The organism is Muribaculum sp. NM65_B17, from assembly GCF_004793735.1.
Taxonomy (GTDB): domain Bacteria; phylum Bacteroidota; class Bacteroidia; order Bacteroidales; family Muribaculaceae; genus Muribaculum; species Muribaculum gordoncarteri.
Genome location: NZ_SRYY01000002.1, coordinates 364,164 through 386,978, shown reverse-complemented (window position 1 = coordinate 386,978; position 22,815 = coordinate 364,164). Strand labels below are relative to the sequence as shown.

14 protein-coding genes are annotated in these 22,815 nt (G+C 49.2%); 6 read left to right on the top strand and 8 right to left on the bottom strand.

Going from position 1 to position 22,815, the window contains the following annotated elements; all coding sequences use genetic code 11:
* Positions 1-72 precede the first annotated feature (72 nt).
* Positions 73-1,221, top strand: coding sequence for a glycerate kinase (locus E5354_RS04190; RefSeq protein ID WP_135946540.1), 1,149 nt, complete (start codon positions 73-75; stop codon positions 1,219-1,221).
* Here the strand turns inward: E5354_RS04190 and E5354_RS04185 are convergent.
* A complete protein-coding gene (locus tag E5354_RS04185; RefSeq protein WP_135946539.1) occupies positions 1,208-3,463 on the bottom strand; it encodes a S9 family peptidase in 2,256 nt (751 codons plus the stop codon). The genes E5354_RS04190 and E5354_RS04185 overlap by 14 nt on opposite strands.
* 149 nt (positions 3,464-3,612) lie before the next feature.
* On the opposite strand from E5354_RS04185, the gene E5354_RS04180 reads away from it, so the two are divergent.
* Positions 3,613-5,973, top strand: coding sequence for a transglycosylase domain-containing protein (locus tag E5354_RS04180; protein ID WP_370271124.1), 2,361 nt, complete (start codon positions 3,613-3,615; stop codon positions 5,971-5,973).
* Between the two features lie 430 nt (positions 5,974-6,403).
* Here E5354_RS04180 and E5354_RS04175 read toward each other — a convergent pair whose 3' ends face one another.
* From E5354_RS04175 to E5354_RS04150, 6 genes are all read right to left on the bottom strand, one after another.
* Positions 6,404-9,526, bottom strand: a complete 3,123-nt coding sequence (locus E5354_RS04175) for a DUF4906 domain-containing protein (protein WP_135946538.1) — start codon at positions 9,524-9,526, stop codon at positions 6,404-6,406.
* Between the two features lie 35 nt (positions 9,527-9,561).
* Positions 9,562-10,686 carry a hypothetical protein gene (locus E5354_RS04170; protein ID WP_135946537.1) on the bottom strand — a complete coding sequence of 375 codons (1,125 nt, stop codon included), beginning with the start codon at positions 10,684-10,686 and terminating at the stop codon, positions 9,562-9,564.
* The gene (locus tag E5354_RS04165; protein WP_238337287.1) at positions 10,683-11,705 is read right to left on the bottom strand and encodes a FimB/Mfa2 family fimbrial subunit; all 1,023 of its coding nucleotides are present in this window, start codon (positions 11,703-11,705) and stop codon (positions 10,683-10,685) included. Before E5354_RS04165 ends, E5354_RS04170 begins: the two co-directional genes overlap by 4 nt.
* Positions 11,706-11,741: 36 nt before the next feature.
* Entirely contained in the window at positions 11,742-13,709 is a 1,968-nt protein-coding gene (locus tag E5354_RS04160) for an Mfa1 family fimbria major subunit (protein ID WP_210433130.1), read from the bottom strand.
* 73 nt (positions 13,710-13,782) lie between these two features.
* On the bottom strand, positions 13,783-15,222 hold the full coding sequence (locus E5354_RS04155) for a DUF3868 domain-containing protein (RefSeq protein ID WP_246863737.1): 1,440 nt from the start codon (positions 15,220-15,222) through the stop codon (positions 13,783-13,785).
* A 42-nt stretch (positions 15,223-15,264) separates the two neighbouring features.
* Positions 15,265-15,849, bottom strand: a complete 585-nt coding sequence (locus tag E5354_RS04150) for a DUF3575 domain-containing protein (RefSeq protein WP_123395248.1) — start codon at positions 15,847-15,849, stop codon at positions 15,265-15,267.
* A gap of 628 nt (positions 15,850-16,477) precedes the next feature.
* On the opposite strand from E5354_RS04150, the gene E5354_RS04145 reads away from it, so the two are divergent.
* From E5354_RS04145 to E5354_RS04135, 3 genes are read left to right on the top strand one after another with little or no spacing between them, the layout of a single operon-like run.
* A complete protein-coding gene (locus E5354_RS04145) occupies positions 16,478-17,083 on the top strand; it encodes a hypothetical protein (RefSeq protein WP_123395247.1) in 606 nt (201 codons plus the stop codon).
* Positions 17,067-17,924, top strand: a complete 858-nt coding sequence (locus E5354_RS04140) for an NAD-dependent epimerase/dehydratase family protein (RefSeq protein WP_123395246.1) — start codon at positions 17,067-17,069, stop codon at positions 17,922-17,924. Before E5354_RS04145 ends, E5354_RS04140 begins: the two co-directional genes overlap by 17 nt.
* Positions 17,914-18,765: a hypothetical protein gene (locus E5354_RS04135; protein ID WP_123395245.1), complete on the top strand. Its 852-nt coding sequence runs from the start codon at positions 17,914-17,916 to the stop codon at positions 18,763-18,765. Before E5354_RS04140 ends, E5354_RS04135 begins: the two co-directional genes overlap by 11 nt.
* 892 nt (positions 18,766-19,657) lie before the next feature.
* On the opposite strand, the gene E5354_RS04130 is transcribed toward E5354_RS04135, so the two are convergent.
* Positions 19,658-21,232: a DUF6377 domain-containing protein gene (locus tag E5354_RS04130; protein ID WP_135946535.1), complete on the bottom strand. Its 1,575-nt coding sequence runs from the start codon at positions 21,230-21,232 to the stop codon at positions 19,658-19,660.
* A gap of 627 nt (positions 21,233-21,859) precedes the next feature.
* Here E5354_RS04130 and E5354_RS04125 point away from each other — a divergent pair.
* On the top strand, positions 21,860-22,774 hold the full coding sequence (locus E5354_RS04125) for a transporter (protein ID WP_135946534.1): 915 nt from the start codon (positions 21,860-21,862) through the stop codon (positions 22,772-22,774).
* Positions 22,775-22,815: the final 41 nt, after the last annotated feature.

Here is a 22,815-nt window from a genome sequence, read left to right as displayed (position 1 = left end):
AATTATATAATGGCTATATAATCCAATTATATCACAAATTTAGGTATATTTGTCGGTAAAACAATCTGACGCATGAAAATTATCATCGCACCCGATTCATTCAAGGGTTCGCTCACTTCAACCGAAGCGGCTCACGCAATAGCCTGCGGACTACGTGACGCAGATCCCTACGCGACATTGGTCGAGATACCTCTTGCCGACGGAGGCGAAGGTAGTGTCGAGGCCGTAGCCGAGAGGCTTGACGCACAAATCGTGACCATCGACACCGTGAACCCCCTGATGAAGAAAATGACGGCAAAATACGCAATCGCAGAAACTGCCGAGGGTAAAACCGCCATAATAGAAACCGCAGCCGCAAGCGGGCTGAACACAGTGTCACGCGACGAGCGTGACATAATGGCCTCGTCGACATTAGGCACGGGATTGATAATAGCCGATGCCTTCAGCCGAGGATGCCGCAACTTCATCGTAGGGCTTGGCGGCAGCGCAACCAACGATGCCGGCCTTGGAATACTCGCTGCTCTCGGTTACAGGCTTCTCGACCGTAATGGCAAAACGCTTACGCCATCGGGTGCGTCACTCTCCGAATTGGCCCGCATAGTAGCGTCACGTGATGATGACGCATTGCGCGACTGTCGGTTCACGCTGATGTGCGATGTCGACAATCCGCTTTACGGCAAATCGGGAGCCGCATTCACATTTGCGGCACAAAAAGGCGCGTCACCTCAACAAATCGAGCAACTCGACCTCGGGTTACGTAACTGGTCACGCTGCGTAACGCGTGACTTAGGCATCGATGTTGCCGAATTGCCGGGAGCCGGTGCCGCAGGAGGATTGGGAGCCATGTTTGCCGCATTTTTCAACGCCGAAATGCGCTCGGGCATAGAGATGGTGCTCGACCTTGCGGTATTTGACGACGAACTGCGTGACGCCGACCTCGTAATAACCGGTGAAGGACGCATGGACTCGCAGACACTCCACGGCAAAGTCCCGATGGGAGTGTTGCGTCACGCTCGCCGCGCCGCAGTACCGGTCATTGCGCTAAGCGGCGCGATCGACCACTGTGAAGAGTTCGACCGCGCCGGTATGTCGGGAGTATTTTCAATTCAGCCCTCGCCTGTTTCACTCGACGAGGCCATGCAACGCGAAACAGCGTCACGCAACCTGCGCAGCACCGCCTCGCAGATAATGCAACTTATAAAGGCATTTACTTGTAAGTGATGTCGCTCCATGCCGGAGGATCCACGTTAAGCAGGTTGCGTACAAAGAAGTCGTAACGCTTGTGTTCGCCGAAGTCCTCGCCCATGGTGTGGTGGGCACCTGGAACGACGACGAGCTCAAAGTCCTTGTTGGCTTTGATGAGCGCATTGACCACCTGCATTGTCGACGCAGGATCGACATTGTCGTCGAGTTCGCCCACGACAAGCATAAGCGGACGGCAAAGCAGATGCGCATTCTCGACATTGGAACCCTCCTTATACTGGTCGCCCACGGGGTAACCGAGCCAAAGCTCATTCCACCATATCTTGTCCATGCGGTTGTCATGGCAGCCGCAAGCCGAATAGGCAGCCTTGTAGAAATCGGGATAGAGCAGCAACGCATTGGTCGACTCCTGTCCGCCGGCCGAGCAACCGTATATGCCCACCCTGTCGATGTCCATGTAGGGATATTTCTCGGCAGCGGCCTTAATCCACGCCATGTGGTCGGGCAGACCGGCATCCTTGAGATTCTTGTAGCACACGTTCTCAAATTCGCGCGAGCGGAACGATGTACCCATTCCGTCGACCATCACCACGATAAATCCGAGTTCGGCGATGGATGTCATGTACCAGTCATAGGGGCGGAACGCCTTGGGGACATACTGGTCGCCGGGGCCCTGATAGATGTATTCGATGATGGGATATTTCTTTGACGGGTCGAAGTTGGTAGGTCGCACGATAAGTCCCCACATCGGGGTCTTTCCGTCGCGTCCGGGAGCGGTGAACACCTCAGGCGCCTTCCATCCGTTCTCCTTAAGTCGGGTTATGTCGGCAGTTTCAAGCGGCATCACCTCCGAGCCGTCGGCAGCGTTACGCAGCACGGCCACCGGAGCGTCGGCCACAGTCGAGTAGACATCGACCAGGTATTTCATGTCACGCGAGAATCCCGCCTTGTGGGTACCCTTGGCCGGAGTCAGGTCGGTGAGGTTTTTGCCGTCGAAGTCAATCGAATAGTAACGGATGAAATAGGGATCCTCGTCGGTGTTAACTCCGTTGGCCGAAAAGTAGATGCGGCCGTTGGCCTCGTCGACCTTCAGCACATCACGCACATACCACTCCCCGCGTGTTATCTGATGGGTGGGGCGTGCAGCGTCACGGTCATACATGTAGAGGTGATTCCAGTTGTCACGCTCGCTCATCCATATCATGCGCTTGCCGTCGGCCAGGTCGTGACGGAAGCGACGCGGATAGTTGACATACTTGTCGCTCGTTTCCTCGACAATGGGGCGCACGCGGCCGGTTTCGGCCGACAGTTCGAGCACGCGATACACCTTGTGTCCGCGCTGGTTGTACTCAAATGTCACGGCCTTGCTGTCGTCGTTCCATTCAGGGCCGAACAGGTCGTATTGCGAATCAAACAGCTCCGTGTCGGGGATGACGGCCTTGCCGCTCTCGACATCGAAGATGCACGGCACCTTAAACGGCAGTTCATCGCCGGGCTTGGCATACTCCTGCTTGTGTAGCTTGGGCTGAAGCTGATCAGCAGGCGACGACTCGACATAGTAGACATAACGCTTCTCCACGGGGCGTATTTTCATGGCGGCAACCTTCTTGCTGTCGGGCGACCAACGGATGTAGGATGAATAGTAGTTGCCCAGCGTTCCGTCGAGGCTCAACTGCTTCTCGGCGCCGGTGGCACGGTCACGCACATACACGTTGTCGTTCTTTATATAAGCCTCCTTGGTGCCGTCGGGCGACGCAATAGGCCCGGCACCCTTCTCGTCGTCGACCTCCATCCAGTGTCGCTGCGGTCCGCGCGGAGGTACCTCGCCACGGTCGGTGAGCACGCCCTTCTTGGCGGCATAGCTCCAATAACGGTTGTTCCAAATAAAGTCGACGGTGTCGGCCTTGGCTCCGTTGGGACGCACTGCGTTAAGATAGAGTGCATCGGCCTTCACCTCCTTGCCGCTCTTATCGGCAAGAGCGGCTGCAAGCTTCTTGTGGTCAAACAGGTCGCGACGCGACTTCTTGTCGGCATCGACCAGCGTGTATATGCGTCCCTCGGGGGTTTCACGCACATACCAGAAGCTGTGACTGTCGCCTATCCACGAAGGGGTGACATTGGAGTAGTAGACATGCTTGGCATTGAATTTTTCGCGCAGCGAATAGGCCCGGTTGTAGTCGTCGAGAGTTCCCTGCGCCATTGCGGCCGCGGCTCCGACAAGCAGCATGGCCGAAATAGTGACAATTCGGTTTATTTTCATGTGATAATAATTTTTGGCGTTGCAAATTAATGAATTTTTCGTCAATGTGGAAGTCAATATTGTACATATATGTGAAAAAATAGTCCATGACATGCAAATCAAAGGCAAAAAAAGCCTACCCTAACGCAAAATTCCATACCTTTGCATTCATGAAGGGTAAATCAACTAAATCACGCGCAATAATAGCTTTGATGTGGTCGGCATTTGCAATACTTGTCGCCGCTGTATTCATATTTTTCTTCTGCGTATATAACGGAATAATCGGCTACATGCCTCCGGTCGAGGAGCTGAAGAATCCCAAGGACCGATTTGCCTCGGTGGTTTACTCGGCCGACGGTGAGGAGCTGGGCCGCTATTTCAGCAACACGGGCAACCGCGTCTATGTCGACATCGACGACATATCGCAGAACGTAATCAACGCACTCATCGCCACCGAGGACTCGCGATTTGAGGATCACTCGGGAATCGACCTTAAGGCTCTCGGCCGAGTGATGGTTAAGACCATCTTCATGGGACAGAAGAATGCGGGCGGCGGCTCGACCATAACCCAGCAGCTTGCTAAGCAGCTCTACTCGCCGTCGAGCGAGGGATTGTTCCAGCGCGCCCTGCAGAAACCCATCGAGTGGATGATAGCCGTGAAGCTCGAGCGCTTCTACTCCAAGGACGAGATCATAAAGATGTATCTCAACCAGTTTGACTTCCTCTACAACGCCGTGGGCATCAAGTCGGCGGCCTACGTGTACTTCGGCAAGGATCCCAAGGACCTCACCGTTGAGGAGGCTGCAACACTTGTGGGAATGGTGAAGAATCCGTCATACTACAACCCGGTGCGCAAGCCCGAGCGCGTGCGCGAACGCCGCAACGTGGTGCTGGAGCAGATGTACAAGGAGGACATGCTGTCGCGCGAAGAGCTCGACTCGCTGAAGCAACTGCCGCTGAAGCTCGACTTCCACCGCGTCGACCACAAGGAGGGCCCCGCCCCCTACTTCCGCGAGGAGCTGCGCAGAATCCTGCGTGCCAAGAAGCCCGAACGCAGCGCCTACCGAGGATGGGAGAAGCAGAAGTTTATCGACGACTCCATTGCATGGGAAACCAACCCGCTCTTCGGCTGGATCGAAAAGAACCCCAAGCCCGACGGAACAAAATATGACATCTACAACGACGGCCTCAAGATATACACCACAATCGACTCGCGCATGCAGCGATATGCCGAAAACGCCGTCAACACCCACCTGAGCCGCACACTGCAGCCGGCATTCTTCCGCGAAAAGCGCAATGTGAAGGGCGCACCCTACACCACCAACCGCGAGGAGTTGTCGTCATCGCAGCTCGCCGCTCTCATCGACCACTCGATGAAGCAGAGCGACCGTTACATCATGATGAAAAAGGCCGGATGCAGCGAGAGTGAAATCAAGACGGCATTCAACACGCCTGTCGACATGAAGGTGTTTACCTACGCGGGAGTAATCGACACGACGCTCACTCCCATGGACTCGATTCTCTACAACAAGCACTTCCTGCGCTCGGGATTCATGTCGATGGACCCCATGACGGGACATGTGAAGGCCTACGTGGGAGGCCCCGACTTCCGATTCTTCCAATATGACATGGTGTCGACCGGACGCCGTCAGATAGGTTCGACAATAAAACCGTTTCTCTACACCTACGCCATGGAGGAGGGCTACACCCCATGTGACGAGTTCCTGAACGAACAGCCCACCATTTACGACGAGAACGGCAATCCATGGTCACCGCGTAACGCCGGCAGCGCCCGTGTGGGCGAAATGGTCGACATACGCTGGGCGCTTACCAACTCCAACAACTGGATCTCGGCCCGACTGATGAGCCAGCTCTCGCCCGCCACACTTGTGCGCAACATGCACAACTTCGGCATCACCAACCATCTCGACCCGGTGGTGTCGCTGTGTCTCGGCCCGTGCGATGTGTCGGTCAAGGAGATGGTTACGGCCTACTCGGCGTTTGCCAACAACGGAATGCGCGTCGACCCCCTGTTCGTGACCGCGATAGCCGACAACAACGGCAACATCATATCGGAGTTTACCCCGCGTCACACCGAGGTCATCAGCCGCGAAGCCTACTACAAGATCCTGTCGATTCTGCTCAACGTGGTCGACGGCGGTACGGGTAACCGCCTGCGCCGCCCGCCCTACAACCTGACGGCCCAAATGGGCGGCAAGACCGGTACAACCAACTCCAACTCCGACGGATGGTTCATGGGCTTCACCCCGCGCCTCGTGTCGGGAGTGTGGGTAGGCGGCGAAGAGCGCTATATCCACTTCAACGGCATGGCCATGGGTCAGGGCGCTTCAATGGCCCTGCCTATCTACGGACTATACATGAAGCAGGTCTACGCCGACCCGTCACTACCCTATAGCCAGGACACAAAGTTTGAGTTCCCGGCCGACATCGACCTCTGCCACAAAGAGTACTTCGGCGAGTATGTCGACGAGAGCGGCACCGAGGAGAGCATCGAGGGCGTATTTGATTGACGCACATCGTCAACACGACACATAACCGGCGGTCGGATGCACCCAGCATCCGGCCGCCGATACTTTTTAACACATGTACCCTGTACCCTATACCCGTGCTGCGGACGCCTAACGGCGGCCTTGCGCGGGCCTAACGTTATTAAGCTGCTCTGCAGCTTTGGCGCTAACGCGGGGGTCTGATGGTGCGGGGGTTTGCGCCCGGCGCTGACGCGGGGCGTGGTGAAGCGTTAGCGGCACCCGGGGCGAGGGTGAGCGTCATCCAGGGCGAGGGTGAGCGTCAGCGTCACCCGTGGATGGGAGATACATGCCAAGGTGCTACCCCTTGCGGGTTGCATATCGCGAGCGTGGAGGTGTGCCCGGGGTATGCGGGGATAAAAAAACTGTGCCAATTTTTAGTTGGCACAGCACATATATCGGAAAGGTATATTATTTAATCAACACATCGAATAAACAATGCATTTGAATCATTCATCAGATCAGCAAGCCATCCTCCAGTAAATACATTAGCATAAGTAATCGGGAAAAAGTCGAATGTAAAATAATTAAAATCCCACCCATTCGTATAATTTTTACCCTTGGTGGCTTCGGTGTCGGCATCAAAAGAATAATATAAGTTCCCTTCAGTAGAGGATTGTTCTTGTGTTACAAGAACAGGTGTATTAATCCAATAAACACCGCCTGGCCTACGATATAAATCATAAAATAACGGTCGACATTCAACACTCCTTGCAAAAGTCGCATGTTCCGGATAATAATTTACTCGAGCTGATGAATACCTTAACATACCTGATTCACTGGACTTACGATTACCATAACCCGATGCACCTATTGGGAAAAATACATTGACTCCACTATATTCTCCGGTTTCTGACTTATTATAAACAAAGCATCCTCTCATGCCACATGAAGCTTTATCAGCACGATAGTATCCATAGCCATAGGCAACATCAATATTCGTAGCAGTTCCAGTAGCTCCATCACCATATAGGACACCGTAACCTTGCTCAATGGACTCGTTTTGGTACAATTGGGCATAATCATCCAAATCAGCTATTCTCCCGGGACCTTGATAATTAAAAGTTGCTATTTTATAGTCCTTTTCAGATGTAATCTCACTCCATGCTTTGCTTGTTCCATCAACAAGCGTTAGATTTCCCGGAGCTTTAAAATCGCCGGGAGCCGGAATTTTACCATAATTAAGATCTGACTTATTACTTTCAGCATCTATAGGTTCGTCAAGATTTCCCCATTTAAACAATGAACCTTCATCGAGGGGAGATTCAGCTTCGGCAGTTGCCGTTCTAAGATTTTTAGCGTGCCATTTAGCACCACCGCTAAGCAATGCCGTCGGAGCATCGCCTTGACGGATAAATATGAGGTGATAGCATGAGTAGTTATGGTACTCAACCCTGACTATGGCAAACTTTGATTGTCCGGCAGGAGTAGTGTTATTGAAGTGGATATTGAATGCGATGTCGGAACCGGTGTCACCACCCACAGCTCCGTCTTCCTCACCACTCAAAGCAGTAGCTCCATTAAGAGTTACCAAACCTCGATCTCCAACAACAACATAAGCCTTCCACTTACCTTCAGAAGCAAGATTAGTAAACTCGGTCGATTCCTCACCTTCCTGAACTTTAAGCTCGACCTTAAAGTCGGGATTAGTAGTGTTTACATCACGATAGACACCCTTTGGATTAACGATACGGCGAACCTGACGAATCTCAACCTCCTCACTTATAGGATCAGCCAATCCGGAGAGCTTAACCGATACCTTGACACGAGCCGTACGCTGATAAGCCACGTATGGATTATTACCTGTATATCCTGTGGCTTTTATCATCTGCTTAGCACGAGTGTATAAAGGTATTTCCAAATTTATCTGATTAGGGTCATCATTTTCAGGCAATACATTATATTTATCATCTGACTCACTCCCTTCAGTTGTATAGCTATTATCAAAACCGAAATTTTCATAAATACGCTCACCTCTTTTAGGAGCCTTTTCATAAAATGTTTTATTGCCATTAGTAACATCAGTGCTAATCAATCGAGTGTCGGTAGTTTTATGCAATGACAGGAAACCATTGTATTTATATTTCGTACCATCGGCAACTGGATTTTTAACAGAACCGCCGTAATATATAGATCCATCATTAGGAGCCCCATCAGGTTTCCAATTATTTTCTATAATATCAGCCCGCATCCAATCAACCTTACGACCACCCGTATTAATTTTGACAGGAAGCATAGTGCTATGATTGTATAGATAGGAGATATAGAATCTTTCAGGAAGCTCAATACCGGGCTTATCCTCCTTGTATTCTATGTGCCAATCGACATCATTGGCGTTACCATTAAACTTAAGAGTAAGCTTGTAGTGATGATTTCGTTCAGCATTATAATCGGTGGTGACATCCTTGCCAAGCATAAAACGATATTTGATATCGCCTCGACTTACATGTCCGGCATTAATCTGCACATAATAAGCCTCAACTTCTATATAGGTACCGTAAGGCTTATCATCCTTAAGGACATACTTCTCATCACCGGGCAAACCGGGAGCATCGAGAATGTTGTTGCCATCGGCATCCTGACGCTTGTCCTTGCCCTTACCTTGCATATTCTCATAGAAGAAGAGAGCATCAGACTTTTCAGCATGGTCGCTACCGAATGTAGAAGTTTCACCTCCACGTGTCAATCGTGCAGGATATTTTTCATCATAAGCCGGAGGAGTGTCACCTTTGTAGTACTTAAACGACTCACCTTCAGCGATAAGGTCATCGGCTGAGGAGGGGGTGTTATCAGCGCCAAGGAAGCATGAAGCGGGGATGTCCTTTATCGTAGCATTTTTAAGGTAAACAAAGACACCGTTTTTCATGTTCTTGGCATCGTAAGCTATGGTAATCTTGGATGCAGCACGCTTAATCCAAGAGTGAATTGTGGAAACCGACTTATTCAATGTGATCGGTGCGTCAGGCTGAAATTTATCAGCTCCTACAGTATTGGTCAAAGTGAAATAACCAAACATCTCACTGTTGTTGGCTATTGCGGTTTTGTCCCACGTGAGCTTAATGTTTTTCAACTTTTCCACAGTGGAAACATCCTTTCCCGTCAAATCATAATTGGCTACGGCATAGATATAGTATCGGCCCATAGGCAATTTAAACTTGAATGTGGCACGAGGTGTCGAGCCTTCAACACCTTGCTCGGGATAACCGGGATTGTCGACTCCGTTTTTATCGGGCCAATCTTCGGGATAATTGGTGTTGGTTTCCTCTTTGTAATCAGTTAACTCATCCTTTGTGTGTGTTTCCAGTAAATTACCCTCCGTGTCATAAATCAGTATGCTCAGCGTTTTGATAGCCTTAATGGCATCGCCGGCGGCACGTGATTCAAGAGCCGGAGTGAATGACTCAAAGTTGAGGGTTGCCGAAACAAGAGTTTCGCCTTCGGGGATGACCGAATCATCGTAAAGGCGGTCGTCCTGACACGACACAAGCCCCAACAGTAAGCCGAGTACCAACGTTATATATAAGAAGTTAAATCTCATTGTTCAGTCAGTTTTCTATTCAATAATAAATGGGTTCAATCATCGGCATCAAGACCGAAATCGGGTTCAAGCGTCACACCTGCGTATGGAACCAAATCAATCTGCCAATCAAAATCGAGGTCTTCAATCTTGTTGAGCGTGATGTTGACATATACATGTGTGCCACGGGGGAGCTGCACCTCTTTCAAGTTCATTTCAGAGCTTATAAGTCCATCAAGGGTTATCGATAAAGGATAGTTCTTGGGGGCGTTGTTCTCCAAAAGCTTGCCTTCGAGGGCATAAAGGGGCTTGTCGAAGAGGAGAATCCACTCACCGTCGGTGGCGTCGGCGGCCTTTGCGGGCAGCTCCACAGCGAGGGTGCGCACGATGTCGTAGGTGGCGGCATCGGGCACTGCGTCAAATGCGGTGATGGTCTTGCCGTCCTTACCGCCCATAGTTATTCCTTTGGGCATAAGGTACATTGCAGTCGACATTCCGCCGAGGCTCAAGTCGGTAACCGTGTACTTGCGCGAGGTGTTGTTGCGCATGCGGAAGGTGAACTTCACGGCTGCGCGGTGGAGCCAAACCTCGGTGGACTGGTTGATATCCTCAGGCGTTTTGGGCTCGGTGAGCTCCACATCGGCTGTTCCGGTAATGGGGAGTCGAGTGCCTTCCATCACGGAGTGATCGGCCGAGAGGTTGAGCATTGCGCTGTAGACATCGCCGATGTTGTCGCCCTTGGCGGCCGAAAGCCAGTTGACGCCTGAGGCAAATGAGCCAAAGTCGTCCCAAGAGCCTTCGTTGCCGATGATGTAGAGCTTCTTCTTACCGGTGGTGAGCTTCACGGTTATCTCGTGGGAGAAGGTGACATAGTTGGCCTCGACAACTCCGGCTTCATTGGTGACAATGAGCCTTACGCGGTCGAGCTTCTCGAAGTCGCCTACAGGATCCTCGAGATCACCGTCGTCGCCTCTGCCGGTGTAGTCGTTATCGTCAAAACCATCGGCACGAGAGCCCTGAGTGTCGCCTGCCACACGTAGAGTGACCGTGTAGTTGATCAACTGCTGCGGGCTGACGACATCGGGCCCTTGGCCGTCGTCGGAACAAGACGGGAGAGTCATTCCGACGACGAGGGCAATCATCAGTGTGAAATAATATTTGTATCGGGTCAAAGATTTCATTCCGTCATGTCAATGTCATTCAATCTTACAATCCAGTCGTTGACGACGATGTGGGTCTTCAGCCAAGTGGCGCCGTTGCCTTCGTTGTCACCACCGGTGAGGAAGAAGAGCATCGACCACTCGCTTTCACGGTCAAGGAACTCCTGAGCCGGCATCTTGGCGTAAAGGTCGCTTTTGAGCAGGAGCAGGTAGTTGATGAGGGGAATGTTAACCACTTCACCGCCATCGGCGTGACGGGTGATGACAAGACGGGGAGCGTTTTGAGTCACGAGTCGTGACATAGACAACTCGGCATAGGCAACCTCGACATTGGAGCCGTCGGTGTTGGAACCGGCCACGGCCTGACCCCGGGTCCACGGGCGGTAGGTGATGCCACCGTCGGGGAGGGGTGCGTTGTCATGTCCGAGGAGAGTGTTGTCGTCGGTGACCTTGAAGTCAAAGTCGCGGTTGTCGACGGGCTTTCCCGAAACATGCTGGAGCAGTATGCGGAGGTTGTTAGTGTCCTTCATCATCGGCAGAGTGGCTTGAGTGTAATCGTCGCCACTTACCGTCACGTCGAGAGTACCCCAGAAAAGGGGATGCAGCGATTTTGACGACTCGCGTGAGGAGTTGATGCACCAGTCGTCCATAGCGACTCTCAGGTCGGTAATCAACGATCCTTGGTCGGGCTTGTTGACAAGCGAAAACGAGTGTTTGTCGCATGTCGTGCCGCCATAGGCTACCATTCGGTAGGAGCCTTGCGGAAGGTCGAGAATCATGCGGTAGTTCTCGTCGCGCAATGCTTCGGAAGTTTCGGATCGTTGTGCCAGATAGCGTCCGTCGGCGTCATAGATGTACAGCGTTACGCAGTCGACTTTGGCGGGGAAGGCGTTGGCCCACTCCATGTTGTAGTCGTAGACAAATCTCAGTTCCACGCCAATGCGGCAGGGATCGAGGTCGTCGTAGATTGCGTCGCTGCACGATGACATAGCGGCGGCACCGAGTGCGGCAAAGCATGCCGCACCGAGCCATCGTGACATTTTATTTCGATATTTTGAAAAATTCATATTGATTTATCAGAATTCAATGTTGTTGACGCGAACCGTCCAAGGAAGTACCTGGCAAGAAACAGTCAGGTAAACATCGCCCTTTTCATCGGGGGTGTCGGGGGTAACGGGGTCAGGATCATTGGGAGTGATGCGGGGGTGACCAAGACGCTTGATGTTGGTTACGGCAAGCTTGTAGACATTGTTGCGCACTACGCCAAACTCCATCGGGCCCATTGTTGCGGGCATACCGTTGTCGTTGTGACGGTTCCAGTAGTAATAGTAGAAGAAGTAACCTGAATTGAATTTATCGTCACTGCTTGCCTGATAGAGAGTGAATCCGGCAGCGGTAGCACCGGCACGGAATGCAGCAAGTGCAGCTTCTTCCTTGGCCTTGTCGTTCTCCTGTACGGCTGCAACAAGAGCCTGGTAGAGCTCGTTGACGCTCTTGCCACCTGCGGGAGCGACAGTAGCTGCAGTGTGAAGGGGAGAACCGGGACCGTACTCAGCGGCATGTACCATAACCTCATCGTTCCATCCTACATAAATCTGTGACTGGAACTCATAGATAATAGGATAGGTCTTTCCGTCAACAGTGTAAACGTAACCATTAACTTTTCCGTCCTTCATAGGCACGGTGTAGGTACCATTAATGGCAGTGTTCAATTTCGGGTGTTTTGTGGCAGTATTGCTACCTGACAAAAGCTTACCCTTGAATACAACACCGGTAGATATACCGTTGCGCTGATAATCTTCAACTGCGGGGATAGTGTTTTCTACAGCATAACGCCAGATTACATAATCGCCGTAAGGCTTCTTACCATCTTTAGGATTGTTCCAAGAATCATCAGTGTCTTGTTCGGCCCCGTTAAGTACGTCATCGAGAGTGTGATTATGCCACAAGTTACGCTGATTTTCATCGATTTTACCTTCGGAATTGAACATAGGATAGAAAACGTAGTTGGGGAACTCAGCAGCATGCTCAATGAGCTTTTCATTCTTTTTGAATTCAGCATCGGTGTCAACAACATAACGACCATATTCAGGACCGCCGATCATTGCGCCAGCCAAAGTTCCGTCGGTTGAGGTGTGACGAAGGAAGAAGAACTCCTTGCTGAGGTTGACAAGTGACATGCGCACGAGCTGCACCTTCATCACTTCCTTATCGGCAGTGGTTTTGCCAAGGTCGTAGGTGTTATTGCCAAGCTCACTTCCATCCTTGAAGTCGAAACGGGCGGCAGCACGCTCTACATCGATGTAATTTGTGGTCTGGTTAAGAGAATTGTCAACGCCATTCTCATTATTGCCGCAAAGGTCAAATGGAGAGTTTTCAGAAGCATAGTTGTCCCATGCAGCGAATGTTGCAGGAAGTTTACGCTTGGCAACATCATGGCTTGCCATAAGGAATGATTTCTTGGCCCATATAGCACTGTTGACATCATCCTTTATCTTATATTTTGCATCGAGCCATTCAGTAGATAAGCGAGTAGCCTTGTTAAGAACTTCAATCATTTCCTGCATAGGATTGCAGATAACATATACATTTATTCCTTCAGAATATTCAGGAAGCAGGTTTACGTTATCTTTGTCATAGAAAGCCTGCAAATTGGAACGCGAAATAGAGGCAGTAGCCTTTACGTTGGGCTTCACTGCAGTAGAAGGATTGTTGTTGTCGTTGGTGCCAAGACCGCCTACAAGACCGTGGGCAACATACCCGCCATCGGGAGTGGCAAGAACGAGGAGGATTGTGTGTACGTTGTTTTCATAGTCCTTACCTACTTCAACACCAGCATCACTTTGACTGCCGTCACCACCGGGAATGGTTTCACTACGGCTGCCGGGAGCAGAGGGAAGCTTAACATCAACCTGAATATAAGCCTTGTCGTCTTCACTTCCGGGATAGAAATTATTGTTGCCACCCTCGGGAAGGTCTTCGCTACAAGCCACCATTGAGAAGGCGGCGAATGCGCTTACGAATAATTTGCTAAAGTGTTTCATCGTTATAATGATTCGTTAAATGATTTGATTTTTTTATTTGCTATAGTATTTATATCGGGTTAATTGTGATTGGTCACTTTTTAGAGTCGTACTTTTTCATCTCTTCAAGCTGCTCTACGGCATCGGGAGCGACTGCAACTTTCAGGCGAGCGGCCTGCTTGAGGTAGCGCTCGGCGGCATCGTAATCGCCCTGAAGTCCGGCAAGGACACCGCGCGCGTAGATGGCCTGAGGATCGTTGCCCGCCTTGAGGAGGTAACGTGCGGCTTTCGCGTAATCGCCAATCTGCATTGCGGAGTTGGCGGCGTTAAGATTGGCCACGGGATCGTCGGGGTACATGCGCACGGCGATTTCAAACACTTCCATGTACTCGGGCGTTCCGGGCTCCATTGACTGAGCCACGAGGAATAGCTCCTGGAGGGAGAGTTTCTGCGGGGCGGTGAGCATGAGGGCCTTTATCTCCTCGACATCGGTGTAGGAGCGCACTACGTATTCGACTGTGTAGTCGGAGTGACGGAGTCCGGGATATACTTCGGCGAGAAGGAATGCATACTGCTTGGGGAAGTCACGCTTGATGCGGGCGTCCTTGGCGTCGGGCTCGAGGTCGCTGTCGACAAGTGCGAGAATGAGGTCGCGGTTTTCGATGCCTGATGTTTCGAGATAACGGCGGAGGCCTTCCCAGTCCTCAGGCTCGAAAGATGTGCGTATGAGTCCCGGCTCGAAGGCGTAGAGGCTCTGCACGTAGTTTTTCAATGTTTCGGTACGGCCCTTGGCGAGGCGCACGTTGTTGGAGTAGGAGCCTTCGGGCGAAGCGTAACCCTTGATTGAGAGGGCGGTTATGCGGGTGTCGGCATCGTTGCGCACGACATCGATAGTCTTGCGAATCTTGGCAAGCTCCTCGGGATTGCGACGATAGTCGGGATATATCTCAGTGCGGTTGACGGGGAAGTCGATGTAGGCTGAACCCTTAATTTCGCGAGCTTTAACCATTTCGGCTTGGGGAGTAATGAAAACGAACTGGGGAGCGAATACGCGCTGCTTGAAATCGAGCTGCTGCAGTAGCTCGTCGGACGAAAGGAGAGTGCGGCCTGCGCATCCGCATTCATCTTCCTCAATTGCGAGCTCGGCCCGCTCCATCCACTGCTCGTAGGCCACGTTGGCCGAGTAGGGAATAACTGAAGTCTTGCCCGAGCGGAATAGATTGGGGGTGGGATTGTTGCCGTCGTTGCGGAGATGGCTGTAATAGCGATTGCGTCCGGCAACGGTAACCGAGGGGAATGCGACACGGTTGCCCTCGTCATCCTTGAGGACGGGAGTTAGGACGGTTTCCCTGCTCGCGCCCTGCTTCAAGGCGGCGACATCGATATTCATCGACACCAACAAACGGCTCTCGGAGCGCTCAACCTTAAGGTCGTCGATTTTCACAGAGCCGGCAAGCAGCGATATAGCGGCAGCCTGGGCATATAGGCCCATGAACAGCGCTACGCATGACATGATGATATTCTTGAGTTTCATTGTTGTAAATGCTGAAATGATTTTGCTTGTTGAAATCGTGAATTAGAATGTGTAAACAAGATTAATTGCCGCCTTTGTGGGGCCGACATAGTTGTGGGAGCGATCCTTGGCAATCTTTGTTCCGCACTTGGCGCAGGGATATACATCGTAATGGGTGTAGATGTAACCGAATCCAAACTCAGCCTCGATGTTCCAGTGACGGTTTAGAATCCAAGAGTAACCGTAGGCCACTCCGGCGCCTACCATCCAGCCTTGGTAACGGCGGTCGGTGAGCTTGCTGAAATCGCTTCCGAGAAACTTGATTGAGTTGTGGATGTTGCCCAGATTGAACTGTCCGCCCAATGCGTGAGCGGCAAAGAAATGGCCCTGGAATGTTTCACATAGCCAATAACGGGCTTCGGGTTGAATGAGCCAATGTTTCCAATAGTGTTCATTGACCTTCCAGCCGTTGAAGTTGCCCGACAGGTCAAAAGTCCATTTTGGCGCCAAGCGAGCCTCGACTCCAGCATTGATGGTCAGTGTGGCATCATATATCAAATTGGTCTTAACAGCCACCTCTTGAGCTGATGCACTGAATTGCATAACTGCCAGTAATGACAATAACGCTACTGCAATCCTCTTTTTCATTGATGTAAAGATTATGTTATATTAATTCAATATTAAGCACTGTCATAGCAGCTACCCCATGTCAAAAACAATGTGCGTTCCCTTCACCTACGGCATAAACACAATAAAATAAAACACTAACTTCCAAGCAGATAAAGGAAACACATATCCTTCCACACATCGATAGCTCCATAGTAAAATATCTCCTACTTAGAGATACTTTTTTTTAGATTTCGCAAAGATAAAACATTTATTTGAAATGGCAAAAACATTTTAACCATTGTCACTGTTAAAAAATGTCAGGCTAAATATTTATAATCAATATAACTATCTGATATCATAGCAGCTATAACTAAGATTCGCTTGAGTTGATATTAAAATTTAATCCTCTTTAACCATGCTGACAGCGTTTAGAATTGATTACAATCAAACATTTGCCATTTTTAAATTTATATATGCCTATTTGTGTAAACATATTTAATAAATAGGTTAATACGTTGTAACTGTGCAAATTGCAAAAGTATCTCTAAGTAGGAGATACTTAAATCCAACTATTTTTCGTCGCATTAAAGTGTTGCGGTTCGCGTGATTTGCGAGCCGCAACACAAATTTCTTATTCTCAAATTATTTGACTAATTTTGAGGTCGGTATGAAAATAGCGCTAATAAACTACAGTTTCACTCCGCTTATGTCGGCGATATCAACGAGGCTAAACGAATCTGGCCATCAATTCATTACAGCCACTGCAACCGGCAACGGCTGCAATAGCCCACATAACGTGGTCGACCTGAAGATAGGCAATCGCATCGACCGGGCGGTACACAATGCGCTCGGATGGTTGAGCGACACTCACGGCATGCACTCGACAAGAGTGACGGCATCGCTTCTCGACCGCATCATAGCGCTTAATCCCGATGTAGTGCATCTGGTAGGTTCAAATAACGCATTTCTCAACATTCCGTTTATGGCCTACGTAATGATGCGCTGCAAAATGCCCGTTGTATTATCATTAACCGAGGACACAATACCCGGTACCGGACATAACGCGCTGATAAAACGAGGAAAATTCCGACGCAAGACAATCGAAAGCACGTTTAGAGCGTGGGATCTGCTTCATATCGTGTGCGACAGCAAGCACACCGCAGAATGCGCCATCCTAAACGGACTCGACGGGCATCCCACATATATAATAAGCAACGACGACACCTCAAAAGCCGCCGAACAATACGTAACACTCTATGACAACATCAAATAATGACGAAAGCAAGCCCCGCCGCCTAAGGGATGCGTACATCTCGCATCGCAACGGATTCATGGGACGATACATAGCCCGCGAGCTGGGACACGGCAACAACTACGAGCCTCCTGCCCTGTGCCAGCTGACAGTAATATCGGATCCCGGAGAGATGACCGAGGATGATGCCGTGAAGCTGATTGACGACACCAAGCCCAAGCATGTAGTGGTAGTGTCGTCGACCGCCGTGTATGGGCTCTCGTCGGGCGAAAACATCGACGAAACTGCTCCGATAAAGCCCACCGGCAATGCTTCGCGCCATCTTGCCTCAATCGAGGAGAGGATCAAGGAGCGCTGCAAAGCCACAGGTGCGGCATGCACAATACTGCGTCCGGCCGATGTGGTGGGCACGGGAATGGAAGGATTCACAGGCCGGCTGGCACGTGATGTAAACAACGGCAGCTATATGCACGTGAAAGGCAATGAAGCACAGCGCAGCATTGTCCACGCAATCGATGTGGCCAAAGCGGTAAGAGCCGTTTCCGACAAGCAGGATTCAATCATCGAAGGCATATACAATCTCACCGACCGAAGCGGTGCCACCATAGAACAGCTGGCCGATGCAATAGCCTATCGATTGGGCAATAAACGGCTTTTCAGCATCGGATTAAAGACAGCCAAGGCACTTGCATTGCTCGGTGATCTTACTTTCGGCGCACTGCCTTGGACCAGGAAGAAGTTGAAAGCGAGGACGACAACGCTTACATTTAATTCATTCGCCATATCAAAACATACGGCATGGGAACCGATGAGTGCAACCGAATATCTTAAAACCCATAAATACAGCGAAGATGACATTTGACACCATAGCCGATTTTGCATCGCGTACAGGCGATTCGCTGAAATCAATAGCCAAAATAGTCCTCCAGACACATCGCGCGACACTGAAACCTGTCGACAATGCCGATTCGATAATCGTAATGGGCAACGGACCATCGCTCGCCGACACGATAGCCCGGCACAGCGATTTGTTGACCAAGCACCCCACCATGGCAGTCAACTTTGCAGCCAACACTCCGGAGTTTTTCATGTTAAAGCCTCGATTTTACGTTTTAGCCGACCCTCACTTCTTCACATCCAACGACAATGACAATGTAAAGCGGCTTCACGAAAATCTGTCGGCAGTTGACTGGCCGATGACACTGCTCGTTCCGACACAATATACTGCCAAAGCCCCGGGAGCCGGCAACGGCAACATTGACCTGCGCACCTACAATGCTGTGGGTGTTGAAGGTTATCAATGGCTTGAAAATGCAGCATTCAAATCAATGAGAGGGATGCCGCGTCCACGAAACGTCCTCATTCCTTCGATAATGGCAGCACTTGCTCTTGGATTTAAAAACGTGTACATAGTAGGGGCCGACCATTCCTGGACACGTACACTCAGCGTCAATGATAACAATGAAGTGGTGTCGATACAACCTCATTTCTACAAAGACAGTGACAGTGAACTGGCCCGGACAAAAGCAGTTAGCATGGGATTGCCTCTGCACAAGATATTGCAAAGCATGGTTGTTGCATTCCGCTCCTATTACACAATCGAGCGTTACGCACGCCACATAGGCGCCAACGTTTACAACTCGACCCCCGGCTCTTTTGTAGATGCGTTTCAACGACGGCCTCTCGACATGATAGACCGATAAAAGGACAATAAACAATAAGGGTCACTCTCGCGAGTGACCCTTATTGTTATATCTCGGATTACCGAGCCATTAACCTAAAACATCATTAATCAAAAAACACTTTAAAAACCTAAATAAGAAACTACCTTAATGTTATATCCTATATTACAAAAGACTGATTAATTATTTTACACATTGCAAATTTACGCCATCGAAACGCCCGAAACTACATCATTGAGATGCGATATAAAACAAATAGACAGAGCATGACAATTATATCATTATTATACAACACATTAGACATTCACAAGCCAACGAAAAATATAAACCATTTTCTAAGGATATCAAGCCTAAAAATTAATTTGTCAGGCAATCTTAGAGAATGATGCAAGCAAAATTCACATGATATCCACACTAAATAATCGTGCGCCACAGATCTTCGAGAGCAAGAGGGACGAGCGTCGTAATGCCAACCCGAATCAATCAGTCGACACCGACAACATCAATCACAAAGACTAATCAGTCAGGCCGGCAAAATTGCAATAGGAGTAATTGGGACTAATCGCAATACATCCCATATAAAATCAAAGAGCGACATCTCTCGACGCCGCTCATTCCATGACCCTCCAAATAGGGGCTCTACTTTACTAACTAACATAAAACTAATCTAAATGACCGCAAAATACACGTTTCGGTCTTCTACCATTAACTATACCTATTGTGTTACCGTTTTTCCAAAACCATACGTAAAAATTGTCATATTCAATTATTGAATGCAAAATTACTCAACAGCTGCATTGATTTCAACACAGTATCACTTCAATATAAATACTTACAAAACCGATATAAAATATATTCATTGATTTACAAGCGATTAATCATAGCCCCATAAACAAACAATATAGAGTTAGTTTTAGCTCAATATACCAATATTCATTATGTCGCTGTCAAAAGTATCGCGATTTCGAGCCCTGCTCTTTATTCGATTACGATAGGTGTAAACAGTGTTAAGCGACAGTCCGAGGAATCTTGCCATCTGCGCACTGTCATCAAGACCAAGCCTCATCAATGCAATGATTCGCAACTCGGGTGGCAGATGCCCGTCCTCCGACAACGATATAGCCTTGTCGGGCTCAAGCAACTTATTTACATCATCGACAAATGTAGGATAGATATTTACAAATGCATCATCAAATACTTCATAAAACTGGTGGCTGTACTCATCAGACATCTTTCCCGACTTAACCATAGACAAAAGCTCATCCACCTGACCTGCAACGATTTTACGTCCCACTATGCGATTGAAATCATCGAGTTTGTCCATGCAAATAGAGCACAACGACAGGAAACGTCCAATGTACACTTCCTTTATCTGATTGGCCTGCTCAAGATTGTCCTTCATCATGCGCAACCGCTTTATGCTCTTATAGTGGTTATACATTATTACAAAAATGAGTGCCAAAATGAGCACCAGACACGCGATAATGATTATAAGCATACGCGTAAAACGCTGCTCCTCGCCACGATGTGTCCCTACAATCATAGGCAACGACTTAGCCACCAAGCTACTTCGCATCACAGCTCCCGAATTAGCAATATTTTCCTGTGAAGCAAGCAGATATTTATGAGCATGCTTGTTATCGCCACGGCTATAGAGCCCGGTGCCAAGCCGCCTCAACGCCTCGCTGCTCAAATATCCGCATTCTATGTCGGAAATGGCAACAAGCGCGGTATAATATAACGCCTGCTCAGCACGCCCACGCGCGGAATAATTGGCCGACAGCAACAATGCAGTTTCAGGAAATACGGCATTGTCCATTTCCAGCGTTTCCAACAAGTCGTTCAACGCGGCAATCGACAGCGAATATTGCTTCTTATTAAGGTAATCGGTACCGAGATAGAGCTTATAAATACTGTCATTCTCACCTATCAGCGTCATCAACGAATCATTGAAGAGGCATGCCCGCTCAAAGTATTCGCCGGCAAACTCGGTTGACGAGTACATCGAAGCCATAAGCACATAGGAGAAGCGCCCGCTGTCGTAATACAATCGCCGCTCCGCCGAGTCAAGTTCCAGCGCATCAATGGATTCATATATGTTTATCGTTTCCTTTACAATGGATTTTAGCGGGTATATACGGGCCATTCGCAAACGGAACCTGACGGCCGTCGCCGAGTCACCGCGCTCCAATGCCGCCTTATAGCCCGCGTCAAAGACCGACAAAGCCGAATCGATGTTCAACGAGCTATATTCAACGCCGATGGTTTCAACAACGGAAAGATCGGCATTCTTTACGCCGCCGACACTCTCTACGACATCCCTCATCGAATCAATCCTGGCAAATCGTCGAGCCACTTTTTCATAGCGCAAGGGCAAAGCCTTGTCAAGGCGATTGATGGCTTCGTCAAGCGTAGCCGGTAAATCGTCGGCCCTACACACTGCGCAAAACATGAGCGGCAGCAGTAACGACACAACAATCCTGTTCAAAAAACTGAAACGACCGATGGGCATCTGAAGGATATTATAGATTAGTTTTTATATTGCACAACAAATATACGTATATTAGTCCAATATAGAAAGGAAATCGCCCATATACATACAACAAAATAGGCCATTTCTCACGAAGCGGCCTATTTTGTTGCCTTTTTTTTAATAAAAAGACTTCCAAACCTAACATAAAACACATTTACTATTATGCACTATTTACATTCGTCGCATTAATGATTCTAACAATCTATACTAACCCTAAAATAATATATAAATACCAATTTATTTTTCCTATACTGTTTTGAGTCGTTTGTAGCGCAAAATTATCATTTATACATTATTCCGCACAACTCATATAGTAGGCATCTAAATAATTTCATAATCAATATAGAAAAATATGTCTGATAATCAGCCAAAATGGCATTTTGAATATAGACAAATTGTACAAGTATTCATATACTTGTTTGATTATTACTATTTCCTTTTGAGGGCTGCTTTGAGCCCTCCGATTGTAGCCGTTTCACCAATTTCGTAACGACACAATGCAAAGATATAAAATATTTGTGTGTTTTCAAAAAAATATTTCAGCCCGATTAACACTTACAATATTTGCAGTAACTTTGCACCATGAAAGTTTCACAAATTCAAAAGTTGCTTAAACCTTGGATGCTTCCCATCGCAATGCTGTGCGGAGTATTGTTTCACGACTCAATAGGTGAAATAGCATTTTTATCGCCCTACATCATTTTCATAATGCTGTTGATAACTTACTGCCGAGTATCGGTCAATGAGTTCAAGGTTACAAAATTTATATGGGCACTTCTCGCCGTTCAGGTACTCGGAGCATTGTGTGTCTACTTCGCACTTCTTCCATTCAGCGGCGACATAGCCCAGGGAGCATTCATCTGTGTATTCTGCCCCACGGCAACGGCCGCACCGGTAATTACGGGAATGCTCGGTGGCTCCATACCTCGCCTCGCCACCTACTCGCTGTTCAGCAATATAGCGGTAGCCATTCTCGCTCCGTTACTGTTTACTTATATGGGCACCGATGCCGACTTGACATTTGCCGAGTCGTTTTTTGCCATAAGCACACGAGTGTTCCCACTTATCCTCGCTCCGCTCGCACTCGCCTTGCTGTTTCAGGCATTCATGCCACGCGTACACGACGCCATAGCCTCGCGCCAGTCGCTATCGTTCTACATTTGGGCCGTAGCGCTCATCATCGTCGTGGGCAATGCCGTCAGCTTCATAATGAAAGAACCGGCCGAGAAGATACCCGAGATGCTGCTGCTCGCGCTGGCGTCGCTTGTGGTGTGCTGCGCACAGTTCTGGATAGGACGACGCGTGGGCGCACGACTCGGCGACAAGATATCAGGGGCGCAAGGGCTCGGACAAAAGAACACCGTGCTCGCTATATGGATGGCACTGACCTATCTTAACCCGATTGCGTCGGTGGGTCCGGCGGCTTATGTCGCATGGCAGAATACAATAAATTCCATGCAATTGTATTTTAAGACAAAAAGAGAAACAATAAGTTAAAAATAAAACTTTTACGCCACGGCAAATGTTAATAATAGTAC